The sequence below is a fragment of the Microbacterium sp. oral taxon 186 str. F0373 genome (assembly GCF_000411455.1).
GTDB lineage: Bacteria > Actinomycetota > Actinomycetes > Actinomycetales > Microbacteriaceae > Microbacterium.
This window is the reverse complement of record NZ_KE150457.1, coordinates 272,605-287,875: the sequence shown is the minus strand read 5'-3', so window position 1 is coordinate 287,875 and position 15,271 is coordinate 272,605. Positions and strand designations below refer to the sequence as shown.

Annotated in this window: 10 protein-coding genes; 8 read left to right on the top strand and 2 right to left on the bottom strand. The window is 64.2% G+C overall.

All coding sequences use genetic code 11. The features are described 5' to 3' along the window. Positions 1-38: 38 nt before the first annotated feature. Positions 39-2,801 (top strand): hypothetical protein, encoded by a 2,763-nt coding sequence (locus tag HMPREF1529_RS01320; protein WP_016463390.1) that lies wholly within the window; start codon positions 39-41, stop codon positions 2,799-2,801. Positions 2,802-2,814: 13 nt separating this feature from the next. Here HMPREF1529_RS01320 and HMPREF1529_RS01315 read toward each other — a convergent pair whose 3' ends face one another. Together HMPREF1529_RS01315 and rfbB are read right to left on the bottom strand one after the other, a co-directional pair. Beyond that, positions 2,815-4,212 carry a sugar nucleotide-binding protein gene (locus HMPREF1529_RS01315; RefSeq protein WP_016463389.1) on the bottom strand — a complete coding sequence of 466 codons (1,398 nt, stop codon included), beginning with the start codon at positions 4,210-4,212 and terminating at the stop codon, positions 2,815-2,817. 4 nt (positions 4,213-4,216) lie between these two features. Continuing rightward, positions 4,217-5,215 carry a dTDP-glucose 4,6-dehydratase gene (gene rfbB, locus HMPREF1529_RS01310; protein WP_016463388.1) on the bottom strand — a complete coding sequence of 333 codons (999 nt, stop codon included), beginning with the start codon at positions 5,213-5,215 and terminating at the stop codon, positions 4,217-4,219. A 90-nt stretch (positions 5,216-5,305) separates the two neighbouring features. On the opposite strand from rfbB, the gene rfbA reads away from it, so the two are divergent. Genes rfbA through glf form a run of 7 tightly spaced genes read left to right on the top strand, consistent with a single transcriptional unit; the run spans position 5,306 to position 15,240 of the window. After that, positions 5,306-6,178 carry a glucose-1-phosphate thymidylyltransferase RfbA gene (rfbA, locus tag HMPREF1529_RS01305; RefSeq protein WP_016463387.1) on the top strand — a complete coding sequence of 291 codons (873 nt, stop codon included), beginning with the start codon at positions 5,306-5,308 and terminating at the stop codon, positions 6,176-6,178. A 7-nt stretch (positions 6,179-6,185) separates the two neighbouring features. Beyond that, positions 6,186-8,129 carry a rhamnan synthesis F family protein gene (locus HMPREF1529_RS01300; protein WP_016463386.1) on the top strand — a complete coding sequence of 648 codons (1,944 nt, stop codon included), beginning with the start codon at positions 6,186-6,188 and terminating at the stop codon, positions 8,127-8,129. Next, positions 8,126-10,063: a rhamnan synthesis F family protein gene (locus HMPREF1529_RS01295; RefSeq protein ID WP_016463385.1), complete on the top strand. Its 1,938-nt coding sequence runs from the start codon at positions 8,126-8,128 to the stop codon at positions 10,061-10,063. Before HMPREF1529_RS01300 ends, HMPREF1529_RS01295 begins: the two co-directional genes overlap by 4 nt. A 42-nt stretch (positions 10,064-10,105) precedes the next feature. Next, a complete protein-coding gene (locus HMPREF1529_RS01290) occupies positions 10,106-11,023 on the top strand; it encodes an ABC transporter permease (protein ID WP_016463384.1) in 918 nt (305 codons plus the stop codon). An 8-nt stretch (positions 11,024-11,031) separates the two neighbouring features. Next, complete coding sequence (locus tag HMPREF1529_RS01285) at positions 11,032-12,237, top strand: ABC transporter ATP-binding protein (protein WP_016463383.1); 1,206 nt, start codon at positions 11,032-11,034, stop codon at positions 12,235-12,237. 7 nt (positions 12,238-12,244) lie between these two features. Then, on the top strand, positions 12,245-14,092 hold the full coding sequence (locus HMPREF1529_RS01280; protein WP_084675211.1) for a glycosyltransferase: 1,848 nt from the start codon (positions 12,245-12,247) through the stop codon (positions 14,090-14,092). Between the two features lie 5 nt (positions 14,093-14,097). After that, a complete protein-coding gene (glf, locus tag HMPREF1529_RS01275) occupies positions 14,098-15,240 on the top strand; it encodes a UDP-galactopyranose mutase (protein WP_036282898.1) in 1,143 nt (380 codons plus the stop codon). Positions 15,241-15,271: the final 31 nt, after the last annotated feature.

The following is a 15,271-nucleotide window of genomic DNA, read 5'->3' as shown; positions in this document are numbered from 1 at the left end:
CCCGGTCCCCCCGCCCTGATCGGCACTCACGGCGAGGGATGCTCGCCGGAGCCGTCGCTGCGACAGCGGCGCTGATCGGGTCGCTCGTGCTCGCGGCTCCCGCCGCAGCCGTGCCGACGGCCGCTCCCGCCGCGGTCGACACCGGGATCGTCCAGACCGCCGCCGTGGCCGGATTCAATCCGGAGAACATCATCTCCGACGCGCTCTTCTACGACGGTAACGCCATGTCGTCGGCGGAAATCCAGGCCTTCCTCGACGCGAAGATCGGCAGCTGCAGCAACGGCAAGTGCCTGAACGTCCTCAACGTCAGTATTTCCTCGAGGGACGCTTGGTATTCGGCGGTGACGGGCGATCTCGTCTGCTCCTCACTCCAGGGCGGCACGATGCGCACATCCGAACTGATCTACCGCGTTCAGGTCGCATGTGGGATCTCCGCGAAGGCGATTCTCGTCACGTTACAGAAGGAGCAGGGGCTGACAACGAGCAGCGCACCGTCCGACTGGAACCTGCAGGCGGCGATGGGCGCGTCGTGTCCCGATACGTCGCCGTGTGATCCCGCCTACTCCGGCGTGGGCCCTCAGATCGTACAGGGCGTGCGTCAACTCAAGATCTACAAGGCGGGACGCTTCGGCAAGCAACCGGGCGTCAACTTCATCGGGTACAGCCCGAACGCCGCATGTGGCGGGACGAACCTCAACATCCAGAACTACGCCACCGCGGCACTGTACAACTACACGCCATACCAGCCCAACGCCGCCTCTCTTGCCGCCGGTTGGGGGCTCGGTGACGGCTGCTCGAGCTACGGAAACCGCAACTTTTTCAACTACTACACGAGTTGGTTCGGCGCCACACAGGTACGGTCCTCCGCCAACGACCCGATCGGGAATTTCGAGTCCGCCAGCGTCGCCCCGGGGATCTTTCGCGTCACGGGTTGGGCACTCGACCCTGACACATCGGCGTCTATTCAGGTGCACGCTTATATCGGCAGTCGCGGTATCCCCTTCGTCGCCAATGGCGATCGACCGGACGTCGCAGCCGCCTACACCGGCAAAGGCGCGGCGCACGGATTCGACATTACGATTCCCGCCGCTTCGGATGGAACAGTCGACGTGTGTCTGTGGGCTATCAATGTCGGGGCAGGGGAAAACCTACCGATGGGTTGCCGTACGCTGACGGCAATGAGCGGCAACCCCGTCGGCGAGGTCGATCAGATATCAGCGACGGGAGGGGCGGTGACCGTCCGAGGCTGGGCGATCGACCCGGACACGACCGCCTCGATCGATGTCCACGCGTACATTGACGGCGTGGGCGTTCCGGTTACGGCCAAAGAGACGCGTGACGATCTGAAGGCTGCCTACCCGGCATACGGGACAGCCCACGGGTATACGGTGAGCGTCCCCGCGAGGGCCGGCCAGCACACGCTGTGCGTGTACGCGATCAATCGCGGGGCGGGCGACAACACCACACTCATGTGTCGCACGCTACTCGTCCCGGGTCCGCCCGATGCGGGCAACGTCCCGATCGGAAATTTCGAGTCCGCGACCGTCACGGGAACAACGCTCGTTGTCGCGGGGTGGGCCCTCGATGCCGACACCACGTCCTCGATTCCCGTTCATGTATACGTGAACGGCGTGGGGAGTATCACGACAGCCTCGGTGGCGCGCGAGGACTTGGCGGCCGCATTCCCACTTTTCGGCGCGCGGCATGGCTTCTCCCTCACCATTCCGCTGTCTGCAGGAACATCGCAGGTCTGCGTCTACGCTATCAACACCTCTGGGTCCAACCCATCACTGGGCTGCCGCACTGTGCAGGCGACGACCAACGGCGTGGAAATGGGGAGAGCTCCCGTCGGGAACTGGGAAACGACGTCCGTCGGGGACGGCGCCGTTCGTGTCAGCGGGTGGGCAGCCGACCCGGACACGGCGAACTCCATCGCCGTGCACGCGTACGTGGACGGCGCCGGAACCCCGTTCATCGCGTCGCAACCGCGCGATGATGTTGCCGCAGCCTTTCCGGGCCTTGGGAACGCGCACGGGTTCGACTTCTCGCTGCCGGTCGCTGCCGGTCAGCACAACGTATGCCTGTGGGCAATCAACGCCGGCCCGGGCTCTCACACAGCGCTGGGGTGCAAGACCGTCACCGTGATCGGTGAGCGAGGGCGAGCTCCGGTGGGAAACTATGAGAGTCTGCAGCTGTCAGGGACGACGGCCACCGTGACGGGATGGGCGATCGACCCGGACACGACTGCCTCGATCCGAATTCGCGTTACGGCAGGAACTTTGACGCGCGAGTTCACGGCGGACCGCGCGCGCGCGGACGTGCAGGCGGCATATCCCGCGTACGGCGGCAACCACGGGTTCGCCGCGTCGATCGCCGTTCCGGTAGGTCCGTCGGCGGTCTGCGTCTACGCGGTCGACAGCGTCTCGGGGGCGACAACCTCTTTCGGATGCCGCTCAGTCACGGCGACCTCACCGGTGACGGAGCAAGGCCGCGCACCCATCGGCAACTTCGAGGAACTCACCGCCCAGCCGGGCGCGCTGCAGGTCAGCGGCTGGGCTCTCGACCCCGATACGACGAGTCCGATCGAGATTCACGTCTATATCGATGGCGTGGGCAGCGTCGAGACCGCGTCTGCGCAGCGGGATGACGTCGCTGCGGCATTCCCTGGTTATGGTGATCCGCACGGGTTCCGATTCGAACGCGCCGTGTCGCCGGGCAACCACACCGTGTGTCTCTACGCGATCAACACAGTGGGCGCCGACCACACCAGCCTGGGCTGCAAGAGCATCGTCACAGGCTGAACGCTGGCGCCCGTTACGCCAGATATGTCGGTAGCGACGCCGTGGCGGTGAACCCGGTTCGCTCAATTCTCGCGAGGTCGAGGACGCTGTTGTGGGGCCGGGCTGCGATGGGGCCGGTTGCCGTGGCGAAGTACTCCCGCGTCGAGACGGCAGAGACGCGGTCAGGGTTATGCCCGGTGAGAGCGAAGACCTCGCGTGCGATGTCGGCCCAGGTCTGCGGTTCGCCGCCGCCGGTGAGGTTGTACGTGCCGTAGTCCGCGCCGGTGGTAAGGAGGTGGTGGATGCCGGCGGCGATGTCCGCGGTGAACGTGAGACGGCCGGTCTGGTCGCTGACCACCTTCGGGTCGACGCCGCGCTCGGCGAGCGCGGCCATCGTGCGCACGAAGTTGTTGCCGTCGCCGATGACCCAGCTGGTGCGGATGATGTAGTGGCGCGGCACGCCGGACACGATCTGATCGCCCGCCGCCTTGGTCTGTCCGTACACGCCCAGGGGGCAGACGGCGTCGTCCTCGGTGTAGGGGCGATCGAGCGTGCCGTCGAAGACGTAGTCGCTGGAGACGTGGACGAGGGTGATGTCGTTCGCGGCCGCCACGCGGGCGAGGGCGGCGACGGCGGTCGCGTTGGCCGCCCATGCGTCGCGGCGCCCCTCCTCGGTCTCGGCGAGATCGACCTTGGTGTACGCGGCGGCGTTGATGATGACGCCGTAGTCCCGCCAGCGGCGCGCGCTCTCCAGGCCGGGGGCGGTGATGTCCAGGGAGCTCCGGTCGGTGTACTCCACGTGCGCGGCGTCACCGTACTGGGCGCGGAGGGCTTTGCCGAGCTGCCCGTTGGACCCGATGATGAGGATCCTCTTCGGAGGGATCGGGGTCACCTGTGCGAGGCGGGGGTGGTTCTTGTCCTTCTCACTGATCTCCACCTGGTCCAGGGGGATGGGCCAGTCGATTCCGGCGGTCTCGTCGGCGAGGTTGAGGAACGAGTACTCCGCGCTCGGCGACCAGTGATCGTTCACGAGGTACGTGTACGCGGTGTCCGGCTCGAGGGTTTGGTACGAGTTCCCGACGCCGCGGGGGACGAAGATCGCTTTCGACGGGTCCAGCTCGGTCGTGTACACCGCACCGAAGGTGGGCCCCTCGCGCAGGTCCACCCAGGCGCCGAAGATGCGTCCGGTCGCGACCGACACCCACTTGTCCCACGGTTCGGCGTGGATGCCGCGGGTGGTGCCGACGGCATCGTTGAAGGAGATGTTGTTCTGCACCGGCCCGAAGCCGGGCAGGCCGAGTGCGGTCATCTTCTCCCGCTGCCAGTTCTCCTTGAACCAGCCCCGCGCATCCCCATGCACCGGCAGATCGAACACCACCAGGCCCGGAATCGAGGTTTCGGTGACCGTCAGCTGCTTCCCGTACTCGGTCACCGCGTCACTGCCCCTTCGACGCGTAGAACGCTTCGACGCCGTCCTTCGCCGGCGCCCACCATGCTTCGTTCTGTTGGTACCAGTTGATCGTCGCGGCAAGACCGGCTTCGAAATCCCGGTACTGCGGCGTCCAGCCCAGCTCGGTGCGCAGCTTCGTGGAGTCGATCGCGTAGCGCAGGTCGTGGCCGGCACGGTCTGTCACGTGGTCGTAGGCGTCGGCGGGCTGACCCATGAGGGTGAGGATCAGTTCGACGACGGTCTTGTTGTCCTTCTCGCCGTCCGCGCCGATGAGGTACGTCTCGCCGATGACACCCTTGTCGAGGATCGTGAGCACGGCGGAGGAGTGGTCGTCGGCGTGGATCCAGTCGCGCACGTTCTCGCCCTTGCCGTACAGCTTCGGACGGATGCCGCGGATCACGTTCGTGATCTGGCGCGGGATGAACTTCTCGACGTGCTGGTACGGACCGTAGTTGTTCGAGCAGTTGCTGATGGTCGCCTGCACGCCGAAGGAGCGCACCCAGGCGCGCACCAGGAGGTCGGAGCCCGCCTTCGTCGACGAGTACGGCGACGAGGGGTTGTAGGGGGTGTTCTCGGTGAACCGTTCCGGATCGTCCAGCTCGAGGTCCCCGTACACCTCATCGGTCGAGATGTGATGCATACGCGTCCCGTGCTTACGCGCGGCCTCCAGCAGCGTGTACGTGCCGATGATGTTCGTGTCCAAGAACGGACGCGGATCGTTCAGGCTGTTGTCGTTATGCGACTCCGCGGCGTAATGCACCACCGCATCCGCGTCGGCGAACAGTGCGTCTACCAGCGCGGCATCGGCGATGTCGCCCTCGACGAACGCGAGCCGGTCCTCGGGGAGCCCGTCCAGCGAGGTCCGGTTTCCGGCGTACGTCAGCTTGTCGAGCACGGTGACGTGGTCGTCGGTGTGCGCGATGACGTGGTGGACGAAGTTGGAGCCGATGAAGCCGGCGCCGCCGGTGACGAGGAGCTTTCGCATTGGTCCAGCCTACCGGCGCAGTTCCTGCGGATCCGGTGCGAGCGATGCGCTCGGTTGGACCGGATCCGTGCCAGATGGGAGACTGGATGAATGCGCGGAATCATCCTCGCGGGCGGTACCGGTTCCCGTCTGCACCCCATCACCCTCGGCATCTCCAAGCAGCTGGTCCCGGTGTACGACAAGCCGATGATCTACTACCCGCTGTCCACGCTGATCCTCGCCGGGATCCAGGACATCCTCATCATCACAACGCCGCAGGATGCCGACCAGTTCCACCGCCTGCTCGGCGACGGATCGCGCTTCGGCGTGTCGTTGACCTACAAGACTCAGCCGTCGCCAGACGGACTGGCCCAGGCGTTCGTTCTGGGGGAGGACCACATCGGGTCGTCTTCGGTGGCGCTCGTGCTGGGAGACAACATCTTCTACGGCCAGGGAATGGGTACACGTCTGCGTCAGTACACCGACCTGACAGGCGGCGTCGTTTTCGGTTACTGGGTTGATGATGCGACGGCATACGGCGTCGTGGAGTTTGATGCTCAGGGTCGCGTCGTCTCACTCGAGGAAAAGCCGGCCGTCCCGAAGAGCAACTACGCCGTTCCCGGTCTCTACTTCTATGACAACGACGTTGTCGAGATCGCAAGGAACCTGCGGCCCTCGCCGCGGGGGGAGCTCGAAATCACCGATGTGAACAAGGCTTATCTCCAGCGCGGGGACTTGAAGGTCGAACTCCTCCCACGTGGAACCGCGTGGCTCGACACGGGAACGTTCGACTCGCTCAGCGAGGCCACAGACTTCATCCGTACTGTCGAAAAGCGGCAAGGGCTGTCGATCGGATGCCCGGAGGAGGTCGCATGGCGGATGGGATTCCTGACCGACGACGAACTGCGAGCACGAGCCGAACCCCTCGTGAAGAGTGGTTACGGCGCCTACCTGCTGAAAGCGCTTCAGCAGGGCAACCGCTGACGGATCGATGAGCGCCGAGAAGGATGTGGCAGTGTCCGTGCAGGGGGCGCCCGAGCGGCGCTTGATTGTCTACGCTTTCAGCCGCGTCGCGCGCGTCGTCGACGACTACGCCCTTATCGCGCTCACTGCGCTACGTGCGCACGCCGAGCGCGTCGTCGCGGTCGTGCCGGCGGGAACGATGCCCGAGAACGGTGCTGCTCTCCGCGCGATCACCGACGAAGTCCTCGTTGCTCCCTCAGCGACGTTCTCGCCGGATACCTATCGTTGGGCTCTCTCGCAAGAGGCCCACCTCGATGACACCGACGAGATCGTCCTGACTGGTGACTCGTGGTTCGGACCAGTTGGCGATCTCGCTGCAGCGATCGACCGTGCCGCGAGCGATGAGGCGCCACTGCGCGCAATGGTCGAGCCGCCGCACCACCTTCCCGAAGCATTCCCGGACGCCGGCTATCCTCGTCGACCATCGGCATGGACGTGGACGGCAATCCGCCGGGACGTCTTTCTCTCGCCCGCGCTGGACAGCCTCTGGCCCTCGCTCCCCGCGTCCCGCGACGATATCTCCACGGAGCGTGAGTTCTTCGAGCGCGCCATTGCGGCGGGCATCGAGGTTTCCTATATCCATGCCGCGAGCGATTTCCCGAGCTCGGATCCCGCCCTGTACACACCGCTCGAACTCTTGGATGAGGGGCACCCGTTCCTCAGCACGGCGATGTTCGGTCTGTATCCGCCTTTGCTCGATCGTTTTGCCGTGGTGGGGCGTCGCATCATCGACGGCGTTGTGGCTCGGGGATATCCTGCGGCCGCGATCTGGCAGCATCTCGCTCGCGCGACGGCACCTCGCGCGCTCTACGCCATCGGTGGTGCGCTGGAGGTGCTGGCTCCGCCGATTGATACGTTCGACATGGACCGGCCGCTGCGCCTCGCCGCGGTCGTTCACGTTGGCGACATCGATGCGCTGGAGGGAGTTCTCGACCGGCTCGAGCACCTTCCCGTGCCGTATCGCCTCTACCTGACAACCACCGACGGTCGCCGGGCCGCGCGCATCCAGGACCTGGTCGAACAGCGTGAGGACGTACGTCGTACGTCGTTCGAGATCCGGGTCACACCTCCCAGTCGAGGCCGCGATATGAGCGACTTCTTTGTGGGATGTCGAGACGTGCTCCTCGCAGGCGACCTCGACCTCGTTGTCAAACTGCACACCCGGCGTATGCGACGGAAGACGGACAACGTCCAGCGGTACTTCCGCCGGTATCAGTATGAGAACTTGCTCGACAATGCGGATCACGCCGCGGGTATCCTCGCGATGTTCCAGCGTGAGGAGGGGCTCGGTTTTGTCTTCCCGCCGATGATGCACATCGGGTACAGCACGATGGGGCGCGGATGGGCGGGGCTGAAGGAAAAGGCCCGCAGCCTTGCTGATGAGCTGGGCATCCATGTCCCGGAGGACTCCGTCTCGCCGCTGGCGCCGTACGGCGGCATGTTCTTCGCGCGCCCGGAGGCGCTCTCGCTTCTTAGCGCTCGGCGCTGGCGCTACCGCGATTACGGGCGCAAGGGGTCGGCGCGATTCCAGCACCTCGCGCACCTGCAGGAACGCATGATCGTGTCGGCTGGCGCGGAACTTGGATTCCACTCGCGCACGGTTCTCACGCCCGAACATGCGTCCATCAGTCACACCGCGCTTGAATCGAAGACCGACTACCTCTTCTCCACCACGCGCGGATGGCCCGTGGAGCAGATTGCGCTCATGCAGCGTGCGGGCAGCACGGGTCACGGCGGCGTCGTAGCCCTCGCCCGGATGTACTTGCGATTGAACCATCCTCGCGCGGCACGCATGCTGATGCCCGTTTTCGATCTGGCGCTACGTGCAACCCTCACGCTGCGCTTCGCGCGCAGGGGTGTGCGCACAACGGTATCCACCCTTCTTGGCAGGCCAGGAGATCTCGACCGATGAAAACCGCCGAACTGGTGACCTATCCGGCGCGTCCGGCGAGTATCTTCCCCGAAAGTGGTCGACGTCTGCTGATCTACGTCGTCTACGACAGGCGCGGTGATGTCGAGGAGTACATTTCTTACGCGCTGAATGCGCTACGACCGCACGCGTCGACCATCCTTGCGGTCGTGAACGGAGCGCTCACCGAGGACGGCAGGGCGCGCCTCGAACCCGTCGTGGACCAGATCATCGTCCGCGAAAACCGGGGCTACGACATATGGGGATACAAGGAGGGGCTCGACGCTGTTGGTGCGAGCCTCGCGGAATACGATGAGGTCGTCCTCGCCAATGACACCTGGTTCGGACCAGTGCAGCCGTTCGGCCCGGTCTTCGAGCGTATGGATCAGCGGCCTCTGCATTTCTGGGGGATGACTGACCACGTCCGCGTCGAACCGCATCCGTTCACTAACTCTGGGTACCTTCCCTACCACCTGCAGTCATACTGGGTCGCCGTCCGGCGGGAGATGTTCCTCTCCCTGGAATGGGCCGCCTACTGGCGCGATCTTCCCGAGATGACCAGCTATTCGGACGCCGTCGTCAAGCACGAGGGCGTGTTCACGGAGCACTTCACTGATCACGGCTTCGTGGGCGAGGTCGCATTTCCGACCTTCACCGACAAAGTGGAGAACCATGCCGTTCTCTACGCAGAACAGCTCGTCGAGGCCGGGTGCCCAACGCTCAAGCGACGCCCGTTCTTCCAGTGGCCGCCCTACCTCGATCACCTCGGGGTCGTTGGTCGCTGGACGCTGGATACCGTGGAACGCCTCGGGTACCCCATGGAGCTTGTATACGCCGACCTCGCACGCAACGTCGAGCCGCGCACGCTGAATGCCGATGCAGCGATGCTCGAAGTTCTCGGCGAAGACGGCTCAGGTTATGATGCCCTGCGGCCGCTGCGGACCCTGGTGATCGCGCACATCTACTACCCGGAGATGACGGACGAGATCTTCGCTCGCGCTCAGATGCTGCCGGCCGAGTATGATCTCGTCGTCACCACACCCGATGAGATCAGAGCCGCGGACATTGAGAGACGGCTGTCAGCGCACGATGTCGAGGGCACCGTCGAGGTCCGCGTTGTCGCGTCGAATAACGGACGCGACCAGTCCGCCTTCTTCATCGGGTGCCGTGACCTCTTGCTCAGCGATGACTACGACCTCGTGGTAAAGCTCCACTCCAAAAAGACTCCGCAGGACGGCTACAACGTCGGTGTGCACTTCGCGTCGCAGCAGTTTGACAACCTTCTGCGCTCGCCGGGCTACGCGGCGAATGTTGTCGGCCTGTTCCAGCGCGAAGCCGGACTGGGCATCGTCTTCCCGCCCACGGTTCACATTGGGTATCCGAGTCTCGGTCACGGATGGTGGGCGAACAAGCCCGGGTTCGAGCGCTTGCGCGGCGAGCTCGGCATCCATGTCCCTGTCGACGATGTCTCACCCCTCGCGCCGTTCGGCTCCATGTTTGTCGCGCGCCCAGAGGCATTGCGGATCCTCGCTGAACATCCGTGGGGCTATGAGGAGTTCGGGGGTGTCGCCGCGTACGAGGACGGCGGGCTGGCGCACATCCTCGAGAGGATGCCGGTGTACGCGGCGGGTGAGCGGGGGTTTCATGCGCGCACGATCGCGAACACCCACTACCTCGCAAGCAGCTACACCGCACTCGACTTCAACTTCGACCAGTTCTCCAGTACTCTGCCCGACACGACCATGCACCAGATCGAGTTGCTGCGCGGTCTCGGACCGATCGAGTTCGGAACCCTCCCGGAGTTCATGCGGATGTACACGCGACGGCACCGCCCCGCCGCAGCGGATCGCACCGAGGCGCTGATCGCGCGGATGCAGAAGCTGCGTGGCGGAGTGCGAGCGGCCATGCATCGGGTGAAGCGCCCGTTCCACCGCTGAGCGCGCAGCGCGTCAGCCTGCCGCGGATAGGATTGAGCAGTTATGCCCGAGTACACCCACGTTGCCGAGGCGCGTTTCGCCCGCCTGTCCCAGACTCCGATGCGCAGTGTCGGTGCGGTCGACGGGATGGGGTTGCGCGGCTTCTGGAGTACCGCGAAAGAGGTCGTCGCACACCGGGAGATGCTGGATCTCCTGGTACGACGCGACCTCAAAGCCAAGTACAAGGACTCCGCCCTCGGATTCCTGTGGGCGCTCGCCCGCCCCCTTGTCCAGCTCGCGATCTACTTCGTGGTGTTGGGGCACTTCCTCGGTGCGGCGAGAGGGATCCCGGACTTTGCCATCTTCGTCTTTACGGGTCTGACAGCGATGGGGCTGTTCCAAGAGATTGCGGTCGGTGGCACGGGTTCCATCCTCGCCAACGCTGGCCTTGTCAAGAAGGTGTACATGCCGAGGGAGTTGTTCCCGTTGGCGAGCACGGGTTCCGCGCTGTTCAACTTCGGCGTTCAGATCGTCGTGCTCATCATCGCGACGATCGTCGTCGGAGCGCCCCCGCTGCATCTGGACATCTTCTATGCCGTACCCGCGCTGATGGTGATACTCGTTTACGGGCTCGCTTTCGCGCTATTTTTCTCCGCCGTCAACGTCTACCTCCGCGACATACAGCACTTGGTTGAAGTCGCAACGTTGCTGCTTTTCTGGATGTCGCCTGTCGTCTACTCCTGGCATATGGTCACGTCGATCGTCACCAACCCCGTGCTCCTGGAGATATACTCTGACAACCCGCTCACGCTCGCTATTCTCGGATTTCAGCGCGCATTCTGGGTGGCCGGTGACAGTGTGGCCGCCCCCGACCATTTGCTGTTGCGGCTGGCGATCGCCATCGTCGTCGGCTTCGGTCTTCTTGTCGTCAGCCATCGCGTCTTCCTGCGTCTGCAGGGCGACTTCGCTCAGGAGCTGTGACCCGCGCCATGCCCATCCCCATGAACGTATCCGCAGGGCGCCCAGACGTTGTGCGCGTCAGCAAAGTCTCCAAGCGCTTCACCGTCCGAAAAGACTCCTCGCTCAAGGAACGCATCGTCACGTTGGGTCGCGATGGCCGCGCACACAAAGAAGACTTCTGGGCGCTGAGCGACGTATCTCTCGCTATCCATGCCGGGAGCACCATCGGTCTCATCGGGCACAATGGATCTGGCAAGAGCACGCTGCTCAAGATTATCGGCGGGATCATCCAGCCGACTTCTGGGACCGTTCGACAGCGCGGCCGAATCGCGGCTCTTCTGGAGCTCGGTGCGGGGTTTCATCCCGACCTGACTGGCCGTGAGAACGTCTTTCTCAACGCTTCTGTCCTCGGACTTAGCGCCGAAGAGACGCAGGCGCAGTTCGCGAGCATCCTCGAGTTCTCGGGTGTTGGCGAGTTCATCGATACCCAGATTAAATTCTACTCCTCCGGTATGTATGTCCGGCTTGCTTTCGCCATCGCAGTGCATACCGACCCGGACATTCTCCTCGTCGATGAGGTACTGGCCGTCGGTGACGAGCAGTTCCAGCAGAAGTGTCTCGACAAGATCCGCGAGTTCCAAGCCGAGGGGCGCACGATTATCATCGTCAGCCATGCGCTCGATCAGATCGCTTCGCTGTGCGACCGCGTCGTCCTCATGAATCGCGGTCAAATGGTGTTCGACGGCGTACCCTCCACAGCAATAGAACGGTTCCGTGAACTGCTCGTCCATAACGCAGTCGGCGAGGGGCGACCTACCGAACAGTCGTCCGCGATGGAGATCGACGCGATCCGCGTCCTGGGGCGCGACGGATCCTCTCGCACCGAGTTCACACCAGGGGAACCGATCGTTCTCGACGTCGACGTGCGAATGGTGCGGTCGGTCGAGAGGTGGGCGATCGGCTTCAGTGTGGACACCAGCATGGGTCAGATGGCGCTCGCATCCAACACCGACCTGCTCGGAATCGACCTCAAGCCGCTGCGGGAGGACCGCTCCGTGCGGATCGAGATCGACGGTGCTGAGTTCGGTCCGGGTACCTATTTCGTCAATGCGAATGTGTCCGGGATCAGCGTGCCGGCATCGCATTCGCTCACCCAGGGCGCGTCCTTCACGGTAAGCGGTGTGGTCCGGACGATCGGTCCGGTCGCAGCGTCCATCCGTATCGACGAGGGATGACGGAGGGATGACGGAGCGACCTCAGACCGCGGCCGTACAGCGAATCCGCTTTCCCTGGCCGGATCAGGAAGATTCCGTCCCGTTGTACGTGCGAGCAGATGCGCCGCTTCGCTGGTCGCGAAGCCTCCTCCGCGCTCCAGCCCGATCCACGGTATCCTTCGACACGTATTTCGGCGCATTTCCCGCAGGATACTGGCGCGATCACGCGTCCGTCTCGCACGTCACTCTCACTGGACGGGCCGAAGGAGCAGTGCGGTTGACGCTGTTCGGCGCGAGCGATGCAGACTCTCGTGCCGTCATTACCGCACGAGACGTCGTCGATGATTCATTCTCCCTGCAGGCATCGACGGACGCCTGGGCATGGCTCTGGTTGGAGGTCGAGGCGCTCGAAGGAGAGATCGCTATCGGAGACATTGAATGGCGGCTCGAGGAGGTGTCGACGGGGCAGGTCGCGGTGTGCATCACCACGCACAATCGCCCGAGCGACTGTGTGCGCGTGCTGGAACGATTGGCAGAGGAGACGACAGCGGAGTTCGTGCCGCAGATCATCGTCGTAGACCAGGGCAGCACGCCCGCGACAGACGCTCTCGGGTGGGATCAGGCCGCCGCACGCCTCGGGGACCGGCTGCGGTACATCGTGCAACCTAACTTGGGCGGTTCAGGCGGTTACAGTCGAGGTGTTTCTGAGGCGCTTGACGGAGTCGCGCGGTACATGCTCCTCCTCGACGATGACATTGTGCTCGAGCCTGAATCGCTCTCGCGCATGGTTGCGTTCGCTGATCGTGCACCGTTCCCGACCATCGTCGGCGCGCAGATGCTCAGCCTCACAGAACCCACCCTTCTGCACAGCTACGGTGAGCGCGTGCGCAGCCGCGGATTCTGGTGGTCGCCCGTCGCTTCGGACCTCGCGCCCACTGATCTTGCTTCGCATACTCCCGCGACCACTCCGGCGATGCGCAGCGTCTATGACGTCGATTTCAACGGGTGGTGGATGTGTCTCCTGCCCAGAGCTACCGTCGTTCAGATTGGCATGGCGCTGCCCTACTTCATCAAGTGGGACGACGTCGAGTACGGTTTGCGCGCCCGGGCGGCGGGGACCCGGACGGTCACGCTCCCCGGTGCGGCAGTGTGGCACATGCCATGGACGGGCAAGGACGATGGGCTGGACTGGCAGGCCTATCACCAATTGCGGAACCGGATTGTCACGGCACTGCTCCATGCTCCCGGTACTCGAGGTGGTGGCGTGCTAGGCGCCTCGTTCGCGCAGGATCTGAACCACATCCTCTGTCTTCAATACGGGTCAGAAGCCGCGCGTGCCGTCGCGCTGCGTGACGTGTTGTCGGGGCCAGATCACCTGTACCGCACGCTGCAGACGCGCGCGGAGGATATGCGCGAGCTTATGCGTCGTGCCGGGCAGATCGTCGTCCCCGACGGTGAGCTGCCCGTCGTCGGCACCCGTCCGGCTCCTCGTGCACCTCGTGGCGCCGTCGATTCTGTCGGGCGACTGCTGCGGATCGTGATCCATCAGCTGCGACCCGTTCAGTCCGCCGGTGTGGTGAGCGTCGCCCTTGATCGCGCGGCAGGTAAGTGGTGGGCGCTCGGCCTTCAGGACAGCGCCCTCGTGCGAAGCGCAACAGGAAGGGGCGCGTTCGTCGCCTATCGCCGACGTCGACTCGCGCTCTCGCTTGTCGTCGAGGCTTCCGTTCTGCGCCTGCGTCTCTGGGCGCGGTGGCCATCGTTGCGTACCAGCTATCGGCGCGCCTTGCCCGACCTCGTCTCCCGGGCTCGCTGGGAGGAAGCTTTTATGTCGTCGACGGTGCGGGTGGACACCCCGGAAACGGACGGAACGGAATGACGAACATGGATCTCCTGGTTGTGGGGTCGGGGCTTTTCGGGCTCACGATCGCTGAGCGCGCTGCACAGAGCGGTCGGCGTGTGACCATCATCGACCGGCGTCACCACATCGGTGGCAACGCCTACTCCGAGACCGAGCCCACCACCGGTATCGAGGTGCACCGCTACGGCGCGCACCTCTTTCATACCTCGAATGCCACGGTATGGGAGTACGCGAACCGATTCACGAGCTTCACCGACTATGTGCATCGCGTTTATACGACGCACCACGGCGTCGTCTATCCGCTGCCGATCAATCTGGGCACAATCAATCAGTTCTTCGGGGCCGCGTATACCCCCGATCAGGCGCGGGCGCTCATCCGGGATCAGTCGGGGGAGTTCGATCCAAAGGCGGCACAGAACCTCGAGGAACGTGGCGTGGGCCTCATCGGGCGTCCGTTATATGAGGCATTCATCCGTGACTATACGGCCAAGCAATGGCAGACCGACCCGAGCGAGCTCCCGGCAGACGTCATCAGCCGACTTCCGGTGCGTTATACCTATGACAACCGCTACTTCAGCGACACGTGGGAGGGGCTCCCTGTCGACGGCTACACGGCGTGGCTCGAACGCATGGCCGATCATCCCCGCATCGACGTGCGACTATCCACCGACTTCTTCGACGAAACCCAGCCGCTCCACCGGGCTGCCGTCGTCGGGAGAGTGCCGGTCGTCTACACAGGCCCGGTGGATCAGTACTTCGGATACGCGGAGGGAGAGCTGGGGTGGCGAACCCTCGACTTCCGTGAGGAGGTTCTGTCGATCGGCGATTTCCAGGGCACGTCGGTCATGAACTACGCCGACCGGGACGTACCGTACACCCGGATCCATGAGTTCAAGCATTTCCATCCAGAGCGCGCGGCGCGCTACCCGGCCGACCGGACCGTGATCATGCGAGAGTATTCACGTTTCGCGACGCGCGAAGACGAGCCGTACTACCCGGTCAACACGCCGCGCGACAGGGCACGGCTGCTTGCATATCGCGAACTCATGAAGGGGGAGGCAGGAGTCCACTTCGGTGGGCGCCTCGGCACATATCAGTACCTGGACATGCACATGGCGATCGGCTCGGCACTGACGATGTGGACCAACAAGCTCGCGCGAGGGTGATCCTCCTGTGAGGAGACGGGGTTGAACTAGG